The following is a 19,203-nucleotide window of genomic DNA, read 5'->3' as shown; positions in this document are numbered from 1 at the left end:
CGATTTGAAGTCCACCACAGAGATTGCCGCAGTGACTCGCGAACTTCGGAAACCGGGTACCAGCCGATGACGATCTGGCGCGGGACCGAGCCCCTGATCCTGGCATCGCAAAGCCGGGCACGGCAGACGCTGCTCGCCGATGCCGGCATCCGCTTCGAGCCCGTGCCGGCCGATATCGACGAGCGTGCGATTGAGCAGTCGGCAGGCTTGTCAGGTCCAGGCGAAGTTGCGTCGCGGCTGGCGCGCGAAAAGGCGCTCGCCGTAAGTGCGCAAAAACCCGGACGTCATGTCGTCGGCGCCGACCAGACGCTTGCGCTGGGCAGTCGCTTGTTCAACAAGCCAGGCGGCCGCGCACAGGCCGCGGCGCAATTGCGCGACCTAGCCGGCCGGACTCATGAGCTTCACTCCGCGGTTGCGGTGGCGCGCGATACCGCGATCCTGTTCGAAACGGTTGCGGTGGCACGCATGACCATGCGATCGCTGACCGAAGGCGAAATCGCGGCCTATCTGGATGCGGCGGGCGAAGCAGTCACGGCAAGTGTCAGCGCCTATCAGCTCGAGCGACTTGGCGTGCATCTGTTCGAGAGGATCGAAGGCGATCATTTCACGATCCTCGGCCTGCCGCTTCTGCCGCTGCTCGGCTTCCTGCGCAGCGAGGGGTTGCTGGCGGTATGAGCAGAGAGAAGGGAATGCGAATACTTGGTTTGACCGGGTCGATTGGGATGGGAAAGTCCACGACCGCAAAACTGTTCGCGGAGGCGGGCGTTCCCGTCTACGACGCCGATGCCACCGTCCATAAAATCTACGAAGGCGAGGCGGCGCCGGCGATCGAGGCCGCCTTTCCCGGAACCACCGTCAACGGAAAGGTCGACCGCGCGCTGCTGTCGGCCAAGGTCGTGCATGATCCCGCGGCGATGAAGCGGCTGGAGGCGATCGTGCATCCGATGCTGCGCGCGCATCACCAGCAGTTTCTCGACGAAGCAGAGCGCTCCGGCGCGGCGGTCGCCGTGGTCGATATTCCCCTGCTCTATGAGACCGGCGGCGAGAAGCGGGTCGATGCGGTTGCGGTGGTGACGACATCGCCGGAAAACCAGCGCCAGCGCATCCTGTCGCGGGACAACATGACGGATGCGAAACTCGACGCGATCCTGGCGCGGCAGATGCCAGATGCCGAGAAGCGCCAGCGCGCGGATTTCGTCGTGGATACGTCGCACGGGCTCGACCCCGTGCGGGCGCAAATCCGCGACATCCTGCGCGAGGTTGCTAAGATGCCGCGGCGGCGGAACTGATTCGTCGGTAGTGTCCCAAGTCCGAGGTTCGCATCATTTTGCGGCGGGCTCTCTTGCGAACTTCGGATTTGAAGGGACACTGGCAAGCTTATAATTCTGGTGGTTCGGAAGTTCTCTTGACGAACTCGCTGCACAAATGAAGAGAACTTCCGAACCTCCACACTAGTATCTTTCGAAAGACCCATGCGCGAGATCGTCCTCGATACCGAAACCACCGGCCTCGATCCCCTGCGGGGCGATCGCCTGGTCGAGGTCGGCTGCATCGAGATCTTCAACCGCATGCCGACCGGGCAGACGTTTCACCGCTACATCAATCCCGAGCGGGACATGCCGGCGGAAGCCTTCGCCGTGCACGGGCTGTCGACCGAATTCCTGGCCGGCCAGCCGCTGTTTACCGAGATCGTCGAGGATTTTCTCGCCTTCATCGCCGACGCGCCGCTGGTGATCCACAACGCCTCGTTCGACATCAGCTTCATCAATGCCGAGCTCGATCGGATCAAGCGGCCGGCGATCACCCGCGACCGGCTGGTCGACACCCTTTTGTTGGCGCGGCGCAAGCATCCCGGCGTCTCGAACCGGCTCGACGATCTCTGCTCGCGATATGCGATCGACAATTCCCGCCGCACCAAGCATGGCGCCTTGCTCGACGCCGAGCTGCTGGCCGAAGTCTATATCGACCTGATCGGGGCGCGGCAGTCGCAGCTCATCCTGGCAGCGGAGACCCGCGAGATCCGCATCGGCATGTCCGGCGACATGCCGCGCCGGCAGCGGCCGTCGCCTCTTGTTCCTCGCCTCACGGACGCCGAGCGCGAGGCGCACCGCGCCTTCATCGCCACGCTCGGCGACAAGCCGATCTGGAACGAGTTCCTGGTGGAGCGGATCTGACGTTCGATAAACGGGTGTCCGGCTTTTTTCGGCCGCAATCGCGCCGGGCAATCAGCTCGGCTTGACGCCGACACCTTGCGCGGCCGCCTGCCGTTCCATATTCTGGCGGTACAGGCCGACGAAATCGACCGGGTCCAGCATCAGCGGCGGGAAACCGCCGTCGCGCACCGCAGTTGCGATGATCTCGCGGGCGAACGGGAACAACAGCCGCGGACATTCGATCATGATCAGCGGATGCAGGTTTTCCTGCGGCACGTTCACGATCCGGAACACGCCGGCGTAGATCAGCTCGAAGGAAAACATCAGCTTGCCGGCGTTCTCGGCCTTGCCCTCGACCGAGAGCGTCACTTCATATTCGTTCTGGGCGATGTTGTTGGCGCCGACATTGATCTGGATGTTGATCTGGGGCGGCTGCGGCTGCGGTGAAAGCGAGGCCGGGGCGTTCGGGTTCTCGAACGACAGGTCCTTGGTGTACTGCGCCAGCACGTTGAGCTGCGGAGGAGGGGCCGCCTCGGGAGAAGTGCCGTTGCCGTTGGTCATCGAATGTCTCCTGGGGCGCGGGCATCAGGCCCGTTTTCGGTTTTGAAGGGCGCGCGGGAGGCCAAAATGCGGCCGTCGGGGCGAGTGGCTATCATAGGCCCGCCTTGCTCCACAAGCTAAGCCCGCGTCGCTTGGCCGCTTAAATGCCCTAACGGTTATCAGCGGCCGGAATGCCGGAATGCTCACGATGCAACAAGGTTAAATGATTGAATATGCGCGATTTCCAGGCAGGAACGGGTTTCCCCTCACGCCTAAAACGCGCTACAATCCCGTGACGATAAACGCCATTGGCCGAGCAAGATTTCGTGCCTACATCGGGCGGACTTGAATCGATGATGTAATCTCTGCCGTTCCCTTGTAATGCGGGGAACGCTTCTCACGCCGAGCCCGTTGCCGGTAGAGACCAGAAAGCGAAACGACGTGGACATCTATACGATCATCTTCCTGGCGCTGGCCGTGTTCATTTTCCTGCGCCTGCGCAGCGTCCTCGGGCAGCGCACCGGCAGCGAGCGGCCGCCGTTCGATCGCGCCGCCCGCAATGCGGTGCAAGGCGCGCAGGACGCCAATGTCGTGCCGATGCCGGGCAAGGTGATCGACCAGGCGCCGCTGGCGCCGAGCGCCGAGGTCACCCCGCCGACCGACCGGTGGAAGAGCATCGCCGAGCCGGGCACGTCGCTGGCCCAGGGGCTCGACGCCGTCGCAACGCTCGATTCCTCGTTCGATCCGCGGCATTTCCTCTCAGGCGCGCGCAGCGCCTACGAGATGATCGTGCTCGCCTTTGCCAACGGGGATCGCCGCGCGCTGCGCGATCTCCTGTCGCCGGAGGTCTATGAAAGCTTCGACGCCGCGATCAAGGATCGCGAGAAGCACGAGCAGAAGACCGAGACGCGCTTCGTCTCGATCGACAAGGCGGAGCTCGTGGGCGCGGAAGCCCGCGACCGCACCGTCCAGCTCACCGTTCGTTTCGTGTCGCAGATGATTTCCGTCACCCGCGACAAGGCCGGCACCATTGTCGACGGCAATCCGGACAAGGTTGCCGATATCACCGATGTCTGGACATTCGCTCGCGACACGAATTCGCGCGACCCGAATTGGAAGCTGGTTGGGACGGGTAGCGCCCACTAGCATCGGTTCGGTTCGCCTCGGACGATATGCCGCGGCATTTTGCACGATCGCGGTTGTGCTGTCGCTCGTTCCGCTCGTCGCCTATGGTGCGCGGCGTCTGCATCACGCACGCCAGGCCGAACCCGCACCGGCCCCGCGCCATCTGCCCTATCCATCCCTTGCCCTTCCGCTCGAGGTCGCCGGCAGCCAGTACATTCCGCTGGCCTGGGCCGACGTTCCCGGCTGGAGCAGCGACGATCACGTCGCCGCCTTCAAGGCGTTTCGCGTGAGCTGCAGGCCGATCGTGGCGCAGCCTGCCGCATCGGCCTCCGCGCCAAAGGCGCTCGGCGCGTCGCTGCGCGAGCCATGCCAGGCGGCGCGCGCCGGCGAGATCACGGAGCCGGCGCGGGCGCGCGCGTTCTTCGAAACGCATTTCGTGCCGCTGCAGATCTCGCGGCTTGGGGAAGATGCGGGCTTCGTGACCGGCTATTACGAGCCGGTTCTGGAGGGATCGCGGACCCAGAGCGATGTCTTCAACGTGCCGGTCTATCGCCGTCCTTCCAACCTGTTCGTGCGTGGCTACGCCCAGGACGCGCCCGATCTGCCCAACAAGGGCCCGGTCTATCGCAAGATCGGCCGCCGCAAGCTCGTGCCCTATTACGACCGGGCCGAGATCGAGGACGGCGCCATCGCCGGCCGCGGGCTCGAGATCTGCTGGCTCAAGGACCCGACCGACCTTCTGTTCGCGCAGATCCAGGGCTCGGCGCGCATTCACCTGCAGGACGGCACAACGCTGCGCATCAACTATGACGCGCATAACGGCTACCCCTATACGGCGGTCGGCCGCGTGCTGATCGATCGCGGCATCATCCCGAAAGAGGAGATGTCGATGCAGCGGATCAGGGCATGGATGGAGCAGAATCCCGATGGCGCCAAGGATCTGCGGCGGCAGAACCGCGCCTACGTGTTTTTCCGGATCGTGCCGCTTGCCGACAAGGACGAGGCGGTCGGCGCGCAGGGCGTGCCGCTGACGCCGGGCCGCTCGATCGCGGTCGACAAGTCGCTGCATGTCTACGGCACGCCGTTCTTCATCGCCGGTGATCTGCCGATCGAATCGGAGCGGTCGAAGACGCCATTTCAAAGATTGATGATCGCGCAGGATACGGGCTCGGCGATCACGGGGCCGGCGCGCGCCGACCTGTACTTCGGCGCGGGCGCGGATGCGGGCAAGGTTTCCGGCCGGCTGCGCCACACCATGCGCTTTGTCATGCTGGTGCCGAAGAGCCTTGATCCCGCCGAACGCGGCCGCAAGCTGCCGGTGCCGGATCCCCGGCCCTCGGCGAAAATCGCAAAACTGTTTCCGCAGACTGATCCCGCCAAGGAGCCGGTCAAGGAGCCGGCCAAGGACCAGAAGGCGTCCGCGCCGGCGCAGCCTGCGACGACTACCGCGCAGAGCGCGCCGCCCACCGCGGCCGCCGTACCGCTGCCCGAGCCGCGGCCGAGCCTTGCGCCGGCTCGCGACGAGCCGCGTCCACGCCACCGCTCCGAGCGGCGCGGCTGATGAAACGCGTGCCATCGGACGAGACGCCTTCGCCACGCCATCGGCGTACGCTGAGCGAGGACGAGCGCGCGCTCTGGGACAGCGTCGCCCGCCAGGTCAAGCCGTTGCGCAAGAGCCCGCGGGTTGTGAAGCCGGCCGCGGCATCAGAAACCTCGCCGATTGCGGCCAAGGCGCTCGCCACGCCGCGACCGATTGCCTCGGCCAAGGCGCCGCTGCCGCCGAAGCCGGCGGCGCCGCCACTCGCGCCAATCGGCCGCCGCGAGCGCGCGAGACTGTCGCGCGGCCGCGCCGAGATCGACGCGCGGCTTGACCTGCATGGCATGACCCAGATGCGCGCGCATCGCGCGCTCCACGCCTTCCTGCAGCGCGCGCATCATGACGGCCTCACCTTCGTGCTCGTCATCACCGGCAAGGGCACGGCCGACGGCGAGCGCGGCGTGCTGCGGCGCCAGGTGCCGCAATGGCTGAGCCTGCCGGAATTCCGTGCGCTCGTGGTCGGCTTCGACGAAGCGCATATCGGCCATGGCGGCGAGGGCGCGCTTTACGTTCGGGTCAGGCGCTCGCGCGGTTAGGCGAGCGGGCCAGCCGGTCGCGCGTTACAGGATGAACCGGCTGAGGTCGGCGTTCCTGGCGAGATCGCCGACATGCTTCTGCACGTAGTCGGCGTCGACCCTGATGGTCTCGCCGTTGCGGTCGGGCGCCAGGAACGAGATCTCGTCGAGCACGCGCTCCATCACGGTCTGCAGCCGCCGCGCGCCGATATTCTCGACGCTTGAATTGACGGCGACCGCGACGTCGGCCAGCGCGTCGATGGCGTCGTCGGTGATGTCGAGGGTGACGCCTTCGGTCTGCATCAGCGCGATATATTGCTTGATCAGCGAGGCCTCGGGCTCGGTGAGGATGCGCCGCATGTCGTCGCGCGTCAGCGCCTGCAATTCGACGCGGATCGGCAGGCGGCCCTGCAGTTCCGGCAGCAGGTCGGACGGCTTTGCGATGTGGAAGGCGCCGGACGCGATGAACAGGATGTGGTCGGTCTTGACCGTGCCGTGCTTGGTCGTGACCGTGGTGCCCTCGATCAGCGGCAGCAGGTCGCGCTGCACGCCTTCGCGGGAGACGTCGCCGCCCAGGCGATTCTCGCGCACGCAGATCTTGTCGATCTCGTCCAGGAACACGATGCCGTTGTTCTCCACCGCCCCGATCGCCTCCAGCACGAGCTGGTCGTTGTCGAGCAGCTTGTCGGATTCCTCGTTGACGAGGATCTCGTGCGAGCCCACAACCGTCAGCCGCCGCGTCTTGGTGCGGCCGCCGAGCTTGCCGAAGATGTCGCCGATCGAGATCGCGCCCATCTGCGCGCCCGGCATGCCCGGGATCTCGAACATCGGCATGCCGCTGGAGGTCTGGGTCTCGATCTCGATTTCCTTGTCGTTGAGCTCGCCGGCGCGCAGCTTCTTGCGGAAGGAATCCCGGGTCGCCGCGCTCGCGTTCGCTCCGACCAGCGCGTCGAGGACGCGTTCCTCGGCGGCGAGCTGGGCGCGGGCCCGCACATCCTTGCGCTTGCGCTCGCGCACCTGCACGATCGCGACCTCGACGAGGTCGCGGATGATCTGCTCGACGTCGCGGCCGACATAGCCGACCTCGGTGAACTTGGTGGCCTCGACTTTCAGGAACGGCGCGGCTGCGAGCTTGGCGAGCCGCCGCGCGATCTCGGTCTTGCCGACGCCGGTCGGCCCGATCATCAGGATGTTCTTGGGCAGCACTTCCTCGCGCAGCGGGCCGGACAGCTGCAGCCGCCGCCAGCGGTTGCGTAGCGCGATCGAGACCGCGCGCTTGGCATCGGCCTGGCCGACGATGAAGCGATCGAGCTCGGAAACGATTTCGCGGGGGGAGAAGTCGGTCATTGGCTTTAGCTAGGATTTCGGGGTTGTCGAGGCAAGCCGCATTTTGCGTTCAAATGATGGGCGGTCCTGTCTGCCATTGCCGGATTGCCTCGAATGGATGGATCAGCATGATCACATTGAGCGTCAGGTTGTCGCGAATATGGAGGCCGACGACAATTTCGAAGGCAATCGCGAGCAGCACCGTCACGGCGACCGGCAGCGTCCTGGCCAGCAGGAAGCCCGCGATCATCGCCAGCGTATCGGAAACCGAGTTGATGATGGAATCGCCGAAATAGTCCAGCGACATCGTGGCACTACGATAGCGCTCGATGATCCAGTTCGAATTCTCCAGGATCTCCCAGCCGCCTTCGACCAGCATCGCGATGATCAGGCGGCCCGGCCAGGAGAGGCGCGGAAACAGCAGCCACGTCGCCGCATAGAACAGGAAACCGTGAATGACATGGGAGAAGGTGTACCAATCTGTAATGTGCTGGGAGTTCTCCGAGCTCTGCACCACGCCGTGCCACAGTTTCACGTAGCCGCAGGCGCAGATCGGCAGGCGTCCCATCGCGAACAGGATCGAGGCCTGCAGCACGAGCAGGCCGGCCGCGATCACGACCCAATGCGCCGGGGTGAGCGGCGCCAACGCTTCCTTCTCGCGCTGTCCGCTCACGGATTGCGCACCATCAGAAGCGCCACGCCGTCCGGCGTATCGACCGTGCGGTCGGCGACGAAGCCAGCCTTCTCATAGGCACGAATGGCGCGCTTGTTGGCGGGATCGGGATCTGTGACGATCCGAGGCACGCCGTCCTCGAGGCGCGCATCGGTAAAAGCGCGGATCAGCACCGAGCCATGACCACGCCCGATCATCGAGGGATCGCCGATGAAGAGGTCGATGCCCCGCGTGCCTGCGGGCTGTTCGCCGAAACCCGTATTCCAGGCGGTCAGCGCATAGCATTGCAGGTAGCCGAAGGCGTCGTTTCCGAGCGAGACGATATACTGGTCCATCGCCGGCTCTTCGAGGTCGCCGCTGACGAGCACATATTGCTCGTCCGGATCGCCCCACCACTCCCTGACGTGAGGCGTCGCGAGCCAGTCGCGGATGGCAGGCAGGTCGATCTGTGTCATCGGGCGGACGCGATAGGCCGGCGGCATCCGGGTCAGCCGCCGAGCGTCTCGATGGTCACATTGCGGTTGGTGTAGACGCAGATGTCGGCGGCGATGTCGAGCGAACGGCGGACGATCGTTTCCGCGTCCTTGTCGGTGTCAACAAGCGCGCGGGCTGCCGCCAGCGCATAGTTCCCGCCGGAACCGATCGCCATCACGCCGGCCTCCGGCTCCAGCACATCGCCGGTGCCGGTCAGCACCAGCGAGACGTCCTTGTCGGCAACGATCATCATCGCCTCCAGCCGGCGCAGGTAGCGGTCGGTGCGCCAGTCCTTGGCAAGCTCGACCGCGGCACGGGTCAATTGGCCCGGATACTGCTCGAGCTTGCTTTCCAGCCGCTCGAACAGCGTGAAGGCGTCGGCGGTGGCGCCGGCAAAACCGCCGATCACGTCGCCCTTGCCGAGCTTGCGCACCTTTTTGGCATTGGACTTGATCACGGTCTGGCCGATCGAAACCTGGCCGTCGCCGCCGATCACGACCTTGCCGCCCTTGCGGACGGTCAGGATGGTGGTGCCGTGCCAGACCGACGGGTCGCTGGATGAAGGCTGCATGGATACCTCGTTGCGGTCTGATTTAGGCCTTGGGACGGCTGGTTACAATCTCGCTTGTTCGCGCCAAATCCGCTCACCATAGCTGGAAGTTCGACCCCCAAACGGCCATCCCGCAGTAGCGAAGGCAACCCCGGCCTGTTAAAAGGGCCGCGTTTTCGGCCAAAGGTCGATTAAAGAAGGCGATTTCCATGCGCAGTGCCACCATCAAGCGCAAGACCAAGGAGACCGACATCGAGGTCACGGTGAACCTCGATGGGACGGGCGCGGCCAGCGTTGCGACCGGGATCGGCTTCTTCGATCACATGCTGGACCTGCTCGCCCGGCATTCCCGCATCGATATCGCGGTCAAGGCCAATGGCGACCTGCATGTCGACCACCACCACACCACGGAGGATGTCGGCATTGCGCTTGGGCAGGCGGTCAAGCAGGCGCTCGGCACCATGGCAGGCATCACCCGCTATGCCTCGGTCCACATGCCGATGGACGAGACGCTGTCGCGGGTCGTGATCGATATTTCAGGCCGCCCGGTGCTGGTGTTCAAGGTCGACTTCCCGCGCGACAAGGTCGGGCAGTTCGACACCGAGCTGGTGCGCGAATGGTTCAACGCCTTTGCGATGAATGCCGGGGTGACTTTGCACGTCGAGACCCTATATGGCGAGAACAGCCATCATATCGCCGAGTCCTGCTTCAAGGGTCTGGCAAGGGCGCTGCGCGCGGCGGTCGCGGTCGATCCGCGCGCCGCGGGCGAAGTGCCGTCTACCAAGGGTCAGCTCGGCGGCTGATCTCTTGTTCGGAGAGACATAATGCCGGTGTATACCGTACATGCCCCGAGGGCGAACGGCGTCGATTTCCGCGCCACGGACCGGTTCATGTTCGTCCGCGACGGTTTCCATTTCTGGGCCATGCTGCTCGGACCGCTGTGGCTGATCTGGAACCGGCTCTGGCTTGCGCTGGTCGGCTGGGTCATCGCCGTCATCGCGATTGAGCTCGTGCTGGCCAAACTCGGCGCCGGGACGGCGGCGATCTTCCTGGCCGAACTGGTTGTCGCTCTCCTGATGGGATTCGAGGCGGCGAGCCTGCAGCGCTGGACCCTGTCGCGGCGCAACTGGCGACAGCTCGATATCGTCGTGGCCGACGACGAGGAGGCGGCCGAGCGGAAGTTCTTCGATCGCTGGACCAAGCAGCGGCCCCCCGGCAACGATCCGTTGTCGGTCGACCGCGGCGCGCCGCCACCGACCCGCCAAGTTCCAGGCCAGCCGTTCTCCAAGCCGCCGCCGCTGCCGCAAGGCGGGATCATCGGCCTGTTCCCCGAACCGGGGGGCACGCGATGACGGTTGCCATCGTCGATTACGGCTCGGGCAATCTGCACTCGGCGGCAAAGGCGTTTGAGCGCGCCGCGCGCAGCCTGGAGGAGCCACAGAAGATCGTGGTCACCCGCGATCCCGAGGCGGTCTATCGTGCCGACCGTATCGTTCTGCCGGGGGTCGGCGCCTTCGCCGATTGCCGCAAGGGGCTCGATGCGCTCAACGGCATGGTCGAAGCGCTGACCGAGGCCGTGCGGGTGAAGGCTAGGCCGTTCTTCGGCATCTGTGTCGGCATGCAGCTGATGGCGACCCGCGGCAAGGAGCATGTCACGACCGACGGGCTCAACTGGGTCCCCGGCGACGTCGTGAAGATCACCCCGCGCGACGAAAGCCTGAAGATCCCGCATATGGGCTGGAATACGCTCGACCTGCTCGCCGAGCATCCGGTGCTGGAACGCCTGCCGTTGGGGCCCAAGGGCCGCCACGCCTATTTCGTGCACTCCTATCATCTGGAAGCCGCAAGCCCTGCGGACGTGCTGGCGCGCGCCGACTACGGCGGCCCGGTGACGGCGATCGTCGCCAGGGACACCGCGATCGGCACCCAGTTTCACCCGGAAAAGAGCCAGCGCTTCGGCCTCGCCCTGATCTCCAACTTCCTGAAGTGGAAGCCGTGATCCTCTTTCCCGCGATCGACCTGAAGAACGGCCAGTGCGTCCGCCTTGAACAGGGCGACATGGCGCGCGCCACCGTGTTCAACCTCGATCCCGCCGCGCAGGCGAGCGCGTTCGCCGCGCAGGGTTTCGAATATCTGCACGTGGTCGATCTCGACGGCGCGTTTGCCGGCAAGCCGATGAACGCGAACGCCGTGGAGGCGATGCTCAAGGCGGTCACGATGCCGCTGCAGCTCGGCGGCGGCATCCGCGATCTCGCAACCGTCGAGGCCTGGCTCGCCAAGGGCGTCGCGCGGGTGATCATCGGCACCGCGGCGGTGCGCGATCCCGCGCTCGTCAAGGACGCGGCCAGGAAATTCCCGGGCCGCGTCGCGGTCGGCCTCGACGCGCGCGACGGCAAGGTCGCGGTCGAAGGCTGGGCCGAGACCTCGCAGGTCACCGCGCTGGAGATCGCCCAGCGTTTCGAGGACGCCGGTGTCGCCGCCATCATTTTCACCGACATCGCGCGCGACGGCCTGCTCAAGGGGCTCAATCTGGACGCGACCATTGCGCTTGCCGAGCGCATTTCCATTCCGGTGATCGCCTCCGGCGGGCTCGCCTCGATCGAGGACGTCAAGGCGCTGCTGGCGCCGCGGGCGCAAAAGCTCGCCGGCGCGATCGCCGGCCGTGCGCTCTATGACGGCCGGCTCGATCCGAAGGCCGCACTGGCGCTGATCCGCGAAGCCCGCGCCTAGGAGATATCGAATGTTCAAGGTGCGCGTCATTCCCTGCCTCGACGTCAAGGACGGCAGGGTCGTCAAGGGCGTCAATTTCGTCGACCTGCGCGATGCCGGCGATCCCGTGGAAGCCGCGATCGCCTATGACGCCGCCGGCGCCGACGAGCTCTGCTTCCTCGACATCACCGCGACCCATGAGAACCGCGGCACCATGCTCGACGTCGTCAGGCGCACCGCGGAAGCCTGCTTCATGCCGCTCACGGTCGGCGGCGGCGTGCGCACCATCGACGATATCCGCACCCTGCTGCGCTCCGGCGCCGACAAGGTGTCGATCAACTCCGCGGCGGTCAGCCGCCGCGAGTTCGTCAAGGAAGGTGCCGAAAAATTCGGCGATCAGTGCATCGTGGTCGCGATCGACGCCAAGCGCGTGACCCGTGCCGGCGGCTCGGAGCGCTGGGAGATCTTCACCCATGGCGGCCGCAAGCCGACCGGGATCGACGCCATCGAATATGCCCAGGAGGTGGTCGCGCTTGGCGCCGGCGAAATCCTGTTGACCTCGATGGACCGCGACGGCACCCGGCAGGGCTTCGACCTGCCGCTGACCCGGGCGGTCGCGGACAGCGTCCGGGTCCCCGTCATCGCCTCCGGCGGGGTCGGCAATCTGGACCACCTGGTGGACGGCATTCGGGAGGGCCACGCCACCGCCGTGCTGGCCGCCTCGATCTTCCATTTCGGCGAATTTACCATACGACAAGCCAAGGACCACATGGCGCGGGCCGGTCTGCCGATGCGGCTCGATCCTTGACGACTCAGGGTCACAAAAATGCTACATCGGCGGTGCGGTGGGCCGTGTCGCCGCCCTGTCGAGTAGTGTCAATGTCGCGTTTCACGATCCATGATCTTGCTTCCATCATCGACGCCCGCGCGGCGTCGGGCGGAGAGGGGTCGTATACCCGCAAGTTGCTCGACAAGGGCGCCGAGCATTGCGCAAAGAAGCTCGGCGAGGAGGCGGTGGAAACCGTGATCGCCGCGGTCGAGAACAGTCGCGACCATCTTGTCGCCGAGACCGCCGATCTCCTGTTTCACCTGCTGGTGCTGTTGAAGGCGCGCGGCATCCGGCTCGAGGAGGTCGAGGCGGTGCTGGCGCAGCGCACGGGCATGTCCGGACTGGAAGAGAAGGCGTCGCGCAAGCGCGACCAGGTGTGATCGCGGGCGAGGGAGCTATGATCATGCGCCACGATGAGATGGCCTAGGGGAATGCCTCATGGATATCCAGGCCGCAGATCAGCAATATAATCCCTACCGGCTCTTTTCGCGCGAGCAGTGGTCCCGGCTGCGCGACGACACGCCGATGACGCTGGAGCCCGGCGAGTTCGATCGGTTGCGTTCGATGCATGATCGCCTCGACTTGAAGGAGGTCGAGGACATCTATCTGCCGCTGTCGCGGCTGTTGTCGATCTATGTCGACGCCATGCAACGGCTCTATTATGCGCAGCGCCAGTTCCTGGGGATTCGCGACCGCAAGATGCCCTACATCATCGGGGTCGCAGGCTCGGTCGCGGTCGGCAAGTCGACCACCGCGCGCGTGCTGCAGGCCCTGCTGGCCCGCTGGTCGCCGCGGCCGAAGGTCGAGCTGATCACCACCGACGGCTTCCTGTCCCCCAATGCCGTGCTGGAGCGGCAGGGACTGATGCAGAAAAAGGGCTTTCCGGAAAGCTACGACACCCAACGCCTGCTCGCCTTCCTCAGCGACATCAAGTCCGGCCGCCGTCCGGTGCGCGCGCCGGTCTATTCGCATCTGACCTACGACATCGTTCCGAACCAGTGGGTCGAGATCAACCAGCCGGACATCCTCGTGGTCGAGGGCGTCAACGTGCTGCAGACCGGGCGCTTGCCGCGCGACGGCAAGGCGGTGCCGGTGGTATCGGACTTCTTCGATTTCTCGGTCTACATCGATGCCGAAGAGCCGGTATTGCGGGAGTGGTATGTGAGACGCTTCCTGGCGCTGCGGGACACGGCTTTCCACGATCCGCGCTCCTATTTCCATCGCTATGCGTTGCTGTCAGATGAAGAAGCGACCGCGACCGCGATAGCGATCTGGGAGCGCACCAACCGCGCCAATCTCGAGGACAACATCCTGCCGACGCGGCCGCGTGCGACGCTGATCCTGAAGAAGGGCGCCGACCATGTGGTGGAGACGGTTGCGCTGCGCCGGCTGTAGGCTACAGCCGCCCGCTATCCTTCAATTGGCGGCTTGCGTGGGCCAGTCTTCCGCCTTGATGCGTGCGGCAAACGTCGAAGGTCCTGACCCGGCGGATTTGTAGACGAAGGCTTCGCCCTCCTGCACGTCGCCCGCCTGCTTGCCGAAGGCATCGGCCATGTTCGTCTTGTGAGTGATGATCAGCGTGTTCGTGCCGGGGCGGGGCGCCGTATCGACGAGCTGGCGCAGCGCGGCTCCGGCTTTTGCGTTCGCCCCGGAAGGGTTGGCCATCCCCGAGGTGCTCGCGGCGCTGCTGTCGGTCAGGGCATCGACGGGTTTCACATCCTGACCCGAGAGCAGCTTGCCGGTCTCGATCGCCCGATTGAGCCTGCTGGTGTAGACCTCGCCGATGGGGATTTCGAGTTTCTTGATCGCAGCTCCCATCTGGCGGGCCATCTCTCGACCTTTGTCGCTCAACTGGCGCTGCGCCGTCATGTCGTCGAATCTGAAGGGATAGACATCCTTCTGGCTGTCGTCGGTCGCGACATGACGAAACACAAGGACGTACCCTCCTTGCTCCAGCGACGAAAAGAGTTCTCGTGGATCGGCCCCGGCGGCCTGAACGCCGCTGGCAAGAAGGAGGACGGCCGCACAAGCGAGGCAGAGCGCTCTCATCTCTCTTCTCCCAATGAAATGGCTCGCACGCCAGGATTGGATCCCACTGCGCGATAGTGTCTCGCGGGGTCGTCGATTTCAACGTGAGATGCCGTCTGGGTTGGGCTCCTCGCCAGGACGGAAACGACGATCTATCGGCTCAGGCCGCAAGGTGCCGCGCGGCGGCAAGGCCGGCGAGCGCTTCGACGAGCTTCTCCCGATCGAGCGGCTTGATCAGGAAGCCGTCCATGCCGGCCTCGAAACAGGCATAGCGGTCTTCGATCAGGGTGTTTGCCGTCAGCGCCAGGATCGGCGTGCGCCGGCCGGCCTGGCCGGCCTCCGCGGCGCGGAGACGCTTGGCGGTCTCGATGCCGTCGAGCTTGGGCATCTGCACGTCCATCAGGATCAGGTCGTAGGGGCTGCCGGCGGATTTCGCCGCGAGCCAGGATTCCAGCGCCATCTCGCCGTCGGTCGTGATCACGGCCTGATGCCCGAGCTTGGTGAGCAGCGAGCGCATCAACAGCGCGTTGATCTCGTTGTCCTCGGCGACCAGCACCGACAACCCCTGATTCAGCTCGGCCGCCGATGCCTGTTTGGGCTCGGCCGGCTCGGGCGGCAGCTCGCTCGCGAGGCTGGGTGCGGCAACATCCGGTGTTGCCGCGAGCCGTGCTGCGAGCGAGGCGGCTCGGAGCGGCTTGATCAGATAGCCGGTGAAGGCGGCCGACGTTGGCAGCTCGTGCCGCGTCGCGGGCGTCAGCATGACGATGCGCTGGGCGGCGTGGGCGCGGGCCGCGGCGCCGAGTGCGTCGACTTCGGCCGCGCCCAGCGCGCGGTCGATCAGCACGGCGTGCCAGTCGCGCTCGGGCAAGAGCGCCAGCGCCACGGCGGCATCGGAAACCACGCAGGTCTGGCCTCCCCAGCGCTGCAGCCGCCGCGCGACCAGCGACGCCTCGATGCTCTGCGGCGCGACCAGCATGATCGACCGGCCGCCCAGATCGGGGGCGGCGAAGAGTTTTGCATCGCCACCCGCGTCCGAAGCTGCAAGCGGAATCGCAACCTCGAAGGTCGAGCCTTCGCCCGGCTTGCTCTCAAGCGTGATGCGGCCGCCCATCCGCTTGACGATGCGTTCGGAAATGCTCAAGCCAAGGCCGGTGCCGCCATAGTTGCGGCCGATCCGCTCGTCCGCCTGCTCGAACTCGCGGAAGATGCGCGCCTGCGCTTCGGGCGCGATGCCGATGCCGGTGTCGCGCACCAGGAAGCTGATCTCGTTCGGCCAGATGCCGGGCTCGACGATCAGCGCCACGCCGCCGGTTGCCGTGAACTTGATGGCGTTGCCCGCGAGGTTGAGCAGCACCTGGCGCAGCCGCGCCGCGTCGCCGATCACCTGCGCCGGCAGCCGCTCGTCGACATAGGACGCGATCTCGATCTGGCGGGCCTGCGCGCGCGGCGCGAGCAGCTCGGTGATCTCCTCGATCAGCCCGGCCAGCGCGAACGGGCGGTGCTCCAGGTCGATCTTGCCGGCCTCGATCTTGGAATAGTCGAGCAGCTCCTCGATCAGCGACAGCAGCGCCTCGCCCGATGTCTTCACCGCCTTGGCATAGGTGGTCTGCTCGGCGGTCAGCGCGGTATCGAGCAGCAGCGAGCTCATGCCGATGATGCCGTTGAGCGGGGTGCGGATCTCGTGGCTGGTCATCGCGAGGAAGCGCGACTTGGCGCGGTTTGCGGCATCGGCCTGGTCCCGCGCGTCGCTCAGCGCGTGCTCGGCCTCGGTGCGGTCGGTGACGTCGCGCCCGACGCATCGCAGCTCCGCCGGCTGGCCGGCGTCGGACCGCACCAGGCCCTCGCGCCAGGCGATCCAGCGCGGCCCGAGCGCGGTCTCGATTCGCTGGTCGTGGACGCGGGTGCCGTTCGGCTCGAGCGCAGCGTCGCCCTGCTCCAGCAGCTTGAAGGTGAAGCGCGTGCCGATCAGCGCGCTGCGCGGTCGGTCGGCGAGCTCGCAATAGGCGTCGTTGACGAAGGTGATGTCGCCCGCTTCGTCGCGCAGCACGATCAGATCGCCCTGCGATTCGAACAGGCTGCGCGCGCGCTCCTCGGCTTCCTTCAGTTCCCAGTTGCGGTCGACCAGCGCCTCGTTGTGAGCTGCGAGCTTTCGCAAGCGCCGGCCGACCCAGCGCAGCCGCATGCTCATGACGGCGATCGCGACACAGGCGATCGCAAACAGGAAGCTCACGCCAAACGCAAAGGCCTGCGGGTTGTAGCCGGACTGGCTGTCGCGGGCGCCGATGACGAAACCGGCGGCGCTGCCGAACACGGCGGAGAAGACGGCCAGGCAGCGGACGGCGAAGGCGATCGAGGGATGGCGTCGTGCGAAGCGGCGCAAGCGTCGTTTGACCCGGAACAGGCGATTCATCGCTGATTACCTCGGGATTGTTTTTCTGTTTGCGGTTCGCTGGCCGCGACGACGATGCGCGGCCGATCTTGCGAAGTGCTTGAAGCCTGTCCTGTTTCGCGCAACCGCTGCGAACAGGGTTGATGAACGGTTAATCCGCTGCTTCAGAGCGAGGCTTGGGCGAGATGCAGCCGCTCGCCGCGGGCGCCGACGATCAGCGCCGCCGCCTCGCGGGGGGTGAACCTGCTGGAGCGGACGAAGATGCGGAAGTCGGCCGGACCCGTCGACGCAAGATAGATGACCGGTGCCGCGGTGGACGGGACGGCGGTCATGGCCACGAACTGGGTCGCCGGCGTGGCTTCGCAGGCGCTGTCGTTGGGGTCGGCGATGTCGTCGACCACGGCGAAGTCGGCGGTGTCCGCGCTGTCGGCGAGCGCCACCCGCACGGTGGCAAGCGCGGGATCATCGGTGAAGCTGACGCGCAGGTCAGCGTGCCAGGGAGCCGTGGCGATCTGGAGCGTATCCTGCCCGACCGCGATGCAGGGTTGCCGGCTTGGAAAAAACTCAATCCGGGCCAGGATCGCTGCAGCAAGCAAGGGAACCGCCGAGACCAGGACCTTGAAACGCAACATGATACGCCACTCGCAAAACCGGCGCCGGCGACAGGCCCGCGCTTATGGTTTGCGGAGGGTAAAGAAAACTCGTTACCGCCTCGTTGATGGCGCCTGCGTCGGCGCGTGCTTATGCCGCCCGCCGCGCGTCCTCGGCGAGCGCGCGGTAGGACAGCGCTTCGGCAAGATGGAGGCGACCGACCTTCTCGGCGCCGTCGAGGTCGGCGAGGGTGCGCGCCACGCGCAGCACGCGATGATAGCCGCGCGCCGACAGCCGCATGGTCTCGGCGGCCTCGCGCAGCAGCTTGGCGCCTTGCGCGTCGGGCTGCGCGATCTGTTCCAACAGCGCCGCGGGCGCTTCTGCATTGGTGCGGACATGCGGCAGGCCGGCCGCCGCAAAGCGCGCCGTCTGAACATCGCGTGCCGCGGCCACGCGCGCGGCGACCTCCGCTGATCCTTCCGCCGGCGGCGGCAGAATCAGGTCGGCGGCGGTGACAGCCGGCACCTCGATGCGCAGGTCGATACGGTCCATCAGCGGGCCGGAGATCCGCATCTGGTAGTCGGAGGTGCAGCGCTCGATCGGTGCGCGCTTGCAGGAATAGCCCGGCTCGAAGGCGTTGCCGCAGCGGCACGGGTTCATCGCCGCGACCAGCATGAAGCGCGCAGGGTAAGTGACGCGATGATTGGCGCGGGAGACCGCGACCTCGCCGTTCTCCAGCGGCTGGCGCAGCGAATCCAGCACACGCGGATCGAACTCCGGCAGCTCGTCGAGGAACAGCACGCCGTGATGGGCAAGCGAGATTTCGCCTGGCTTGGCGCGGATGCCGCCGCCGGTCAGCGCGGCCATGCTCGCGGAATGATGCGGGCTGCGGAACGGCCGCCGCGCGGTCAGCGCTCCGCCTTCGATCTCGCCGGCCACGGAGGCGATCATCGAGACGTCCAAGAGCTCCGACGGCGACAGCGGCGGCAGGATCGAGGGCAGCCGCGCCGCCAGCATCGACTTGCCGGCGCCGGGTGCGCCGATCATGAGCAGGTGGTGGCCGCCGGCAGCCGCGATCTCGAGCGCGCGCTTGGCGCTTTCCTGGCCCTTGATGTCGCGCAGGTCGAGCGTCTCGGAGGCCGCCTCGTGCACCCGCGGCGTCGGCCGCGACAGCACCTGCGTGCCCTTGAAGTGGTTGGCGATCTGGATCAGCGAGCTGGCGGCAATGATCTCGATGTCCGGGCTCGCCCAGGCCGCCTCGCTGCCGCAGGCCGCCGGGCAGATCAGGCCCTCCTCGCGCGCATTGGCGCCGATCGCCGCCGGCAAGACGCCTGCGACTGCTGCGATGGAGCCGTCGAGCCCGAGCTCGCCGAGCACGGTGAAGCCGGAAAGCGCGTCGGAAGGAATCGCGCCGATCGCCGCCATCAGGCCAAGCGCGATCGGCAGATCATAATGGCTGCCTTCCTTGGGCAGGTCGGCGGGCGCGAGGTTGACGGTGATTCGCCGCGCCGGCAGCGCCAGCCCCGAGGCGATCAGGGCCGAGCGCACCCGCTCGCGCGCCTCCGAGACCGCCTTGTCGGCAAGCCCGACGACGTGAAACGCCGGCAGGCCAGGCGACACCTGCACCTGCACGTCGACCGCGCGGGCCTCGATCCCCTCAAAGGCGACGGTGGAAACGCGCTGGACCATGCTGCCCCTTCTTCC

General features: G+C 66.3%; 22 protein-coding genes. 13 read left to right on the top strand and 9 right to left on the bottom strand.

What is annotated here, in order from left to right:
- Nucleotides 1-66 precede the first annotated feature (66 nt).
- The 3 genes from QOU61_RS01010 (at nt 67) to dnaQ (ending at nt 2,174) form a co-directional block, all read left to right on the top strand.
- Nucleotides 67-675 carry a Maf family protein gene (locus QOU61_RS01010; RefSeq protein ID WP_289656299.1) on the top strand — a complete coding sequence of 203 codons (609 nt, stop codon included), beginning with the start codon at nt 67-69 and terminating at the stop codon, nt 673-675.
- A 14-nt stretch (nt 676-689) separates the two neighbouring features.
- Nucleotides 690-1,289, top strand: a complete 600-nt coding sequence (gene coaE / locus QOU61_RS01005) for a dephospho-CoA kinase (protein ID WP_289656298.1) — start codon at nt 690-692, stop codon at nt 1,287-1,289.
- Between the two features lie 183 nt (nt 1,290-1,472).
- Nucleotides 1,473-2,174: a DNA polymerase III subunit epsilon gene (dnaQ, locus tag QOU61_RS01000; RefSeq protein WP_289656297.1), complete on the top strand. Its 702-nt coding sequence runs from the start codon at nt 1,473-1,475 to the stop codon at nt 2,172-2,174.
- 51 nt (nt 2,175-2,225) lie between these two features.
- Here the strand turns inward: dnaQ and secB are convergent, their stop codons facing one another.
- Nucleotides 2,226-2,714, bottom strand: a complete 489-nt coding sequence (secB, locus tag QOU61_RS00995; protein ID WP_289656296.1) for a protein-export chaperone SecB — start codon at nt 2,712-2,714, stop codon at nt 2,226-2,228.
- 420 nt (nt 2,715-3,134) lie between these two features.
- Between secB and QOU61_RS00990 the strand changes: the two genes are divergently transcribed.
- Genes QOU61_RS00990 through QOU61_RS00980 form a run of 3 tightly spaced genes read left to right on the top strand, consistent with a single transcriptional unit; the run spans nt 3,135 to nt 5,951 of the window.
- On the top strand, nt 3,135-3,839 hold the full coding sequence (locus QOU61_RS00990; RefSeq protein WP_289656295.1) for a Tim44/TimA family putative adaptor protein: 705 nt from the start codon (nt 3,135-3,137) through the stop codon (nt 3,837-3,839).
- A gap of 55 nt (nt 3,840-3,894) precedes the next feature.
- Nucleotides 3,895-5,379, top strand: coding sequence for a murein transglycosylase A (gene mltA, locus QOU61_RS00985; protein ID WP_289656294.1), 1,485 nt, complete (start codon nt 3,895-3,897; stop codon nt 5,377-5,379).
- Nucleotides 5,379-5,951 carry a Smr/MutS family protein gene (locus QOU61_RS00980; RefSeq protein WP_289656293.1) on the top strand — a complete coding sequence of 191 codons (573 nt, stop codon included), beginning with the start codon at nt 5,379-5,381 and terminating at the stop codon, nt 5,949-5,951. The genes mltA and QOU61_RS00980 overlap by 1 nt, the downstream gene beginning before the upstream one ends.
- A 24-nt stretch (nt 5,952-5,975) precedes the next feature.
- On the opposite strand, the gene hslU is transcribed toward QOU61_RS00980, so the two are convergent.
- The 4 genes from hslU to hslV are packed head-to-tail and all read right to left on the bottom strand — an operon-like array spanning nt 5,976 to nt 8,974.
- Nucleotides 5,976-7,277, bottom strand: coding sequence for an ATP-dependent protease ATPase subunit HslU (hslU, locus tag QOU61_RS00975; RefSeq protein ID WP_289656292.1), 1,302 nt, complete (start codon nt 7,275-7,277; stop codon nt 5,976-5,978).
- Between the two features lie 49 nt (nt 7,278-7,326).
- Nucleotides 7,327-7,902, bottom strand: a complete 576-nt coding sequence (locus QOU61_RS00970; protein ID WP_289662143.1) for a DUF2585 domain-containing protein — start codon at nt 7,900-7,902, stop codon at nt 7,327-7,329.
- A 23-nt stretch (nt 7,903-7,925) separates the two neighbouring features.
- Nucleotides 7,926-8,411, bottom strand: coding sequence for a GNAT family N-acetyltransferase (locus QOU61_RS00965; RefSeq protein WP_289656291.1), 486 nt, complete (start codon nt 8,409-8,411; stop codon nt 7,926-7,928).
- 5 nt (nt 8,412-8,416) lie between these two features.
- Complete coding sequence (gene hslV, locus QOU61_RS00960) at nt 8,417-8,974, bottom strand: ATP-dependent protease subunit HslV (protein WP_289656290.1); 558 nt, start codon at nt 8,972-8,974, stop codon at nt 8,417-8,419.
- Nucleotides 8,975-9,162: 188 nt separating this feature from the next.
- Between hslV and hisB the strand changes: the two genes are divergently transcribed.
- The 7 genes from hisB (at nt 9,163) to coaA (ending at nt 13,886) form a co-directional block, all read left to right on the top strand.
- Nucleotides 9,163-9,756, top strand: coding sequence for an imidazoleglycerol-phosphate dehydratase HisB (gene hisB / locus QOU61_RS00955; protein WP_289656289.1), 594 nt, complete (start codon nt 9,163-9,165; stop codon nt 9,754-9,756).
- 21 nt (nt 9,757-9,777) lie between these two features.
- A complete protein-coding gene (locus tag QOU61_RS00950; RefSeq protein WP_289656288.1) occupies nt 9,778-10,305 on the top strand; it encodes a DUF2628 domain-containing protein in 528 nt (175 codons plus the stop codon).
- Nucleotides 10,302-10,952 carry an imidazole glycerol phosphate synthase subunit HisH gene (gene hisH / locus QOU61_RS00945; RefSeq protein ID WP_289656287.1) on the top strand — a complete coding sequence of 217 codons (651 nt, stop codon included), beginning with the start codon at nt 10,302-10,304 and terminating at the stop codon, nt 10,950-10,952. Before QOU61_RS00950 ends, hisH begins: the two co-directional genes overlap by 4 nt.
- Nucleotides 10,949-11,683 carry a 1-(5-phosphoribosyl)-5-[(5-phosphoribosylamino)methylideneamino]imidazole-4-carboxamide isomerase gene (hisA, locus tag QOU61_RS00940; protein ID WP_289656286.1) on the top strand — a complete coding sequence of 245 codons (735 nt, stop codon included), beginning with the start codon at nt 10,949-10,951 and terminating at the stop codon, nt 11,681-11,683. The genes hisH and hisA overlap by 4 nt, the downstream gene beginning before the upstream one ends.
- A 10-nt stretch (nt 11,684-11,693) precedes the next feature.
- Nucleotides 11,694-12,470, top strand: coding sequence for an imidazole glycerol phosphate synthase subunit HisF (gene hisF, locus QOU61_RS00935; protein ID WP_289656285.1), 777 nt, complete (start codon nt 11,694-11,696; stop codon nt 12,468-12,470).
- Between the two features lie 71 nt (nt 12,471-12,541).
- Nucleotides 12,542-12,871 carry a phosphoribosyl-ATP diphosphatase gene (locus tag QOU61_RS00930; protein ID WP_289656284.1) on the top strand — a complete coding sequence of 110 codons (330 nt, stop codon included), beginning with the start codon at nt 12,542-12,544 and terminating at the stop codon, nt 12,869-12,871.
- A gap of 58 nt (nt 12,872-12,929) precedes the next feature.
- A complete protein-coding gene (coaA, locus tag QOU61_RS00925; protein WP_289656283.1) occupies nt 12,930-13,886 on the top strand; it encodes a type I pantothenate kinase in 957 nt (318 codons plus the stop codon).
- Between the two features lie 21 nt (nt 13,887-13,907).
- On the opposite strand, the gene QOU61_RS00920 is transcribed toward coaA, so the two are convergent.
- The 4 genes from QOU61_RS00920 to QOU61_RS00905 all read right to left on the bottom strand — a co-directional run bounded on the left by QOU61_RS00920 (nt 13,908) and on the right by QOU61_RS00905 (nt 19,188).
- On the bottom strand, nt 13,908-14,540 hold the full coding sequence (locus QOU61_RS00920) for a histidine phosphatase family protein (protein ID WP_289656282.1): 633 nt from the start codon (nt 14,538-14,540) through the stop codon (nt 13,908-13,910).
- A 139-nt stretch (nt 14,541-14,679) separates the two neighbouring features.
- Nucleotides 14,680-16,929, bottom strand: a complete 2,250-nt coding sequence (locus QOU61_RS00915) for a PAS domain-containing hybrid sensor histidine kinase/response regulator (RefSeq protein WP_289656281.1) — start codon at nt 16,927-16,929, stop codon at nt 14,680-14,682.
- 143 nt (nt 16,930-17,072) lie between these two features.
- Complete coding sequence (locus QOU61_RS00910) at nt 17,073-17,540, bottom strand: hypothetical protein (RefSeq protein WP_289656280.1); 468 nt, start codon at nt 17,538-17,540, stop codon at nt 17,073-17,075.
- Nucleotides 17,541-17,649: 109 nt separating this feature from the next.
- Entirely contained in the window at nt 17,650-19,188 is a 1,539-nt protein-coding gene (locus QOU61_RS00905) for a YifB family Mg chelatase-like AAA ATPase (protein ID WP_289656279.1), read from the bottom strand.
- Nucleotides 19,189-19,203 lie beyond the last annotated feature (15 nt).

Source organism: Bradyrhizobium sp. NP1 (assembly GCF_030378205.1).
Taxonomy (GTDB): domain Bacteria; phylum Pseudomonadota; class Alphaproteobacteria; order Rhizobiales; family Xanthobacteraceae; genus Bradyrhizobium.
Note: the sequence above shows the minus strand (reverse complement) of the source record. Positions and strands in the feature narration are given on the sequence as shown.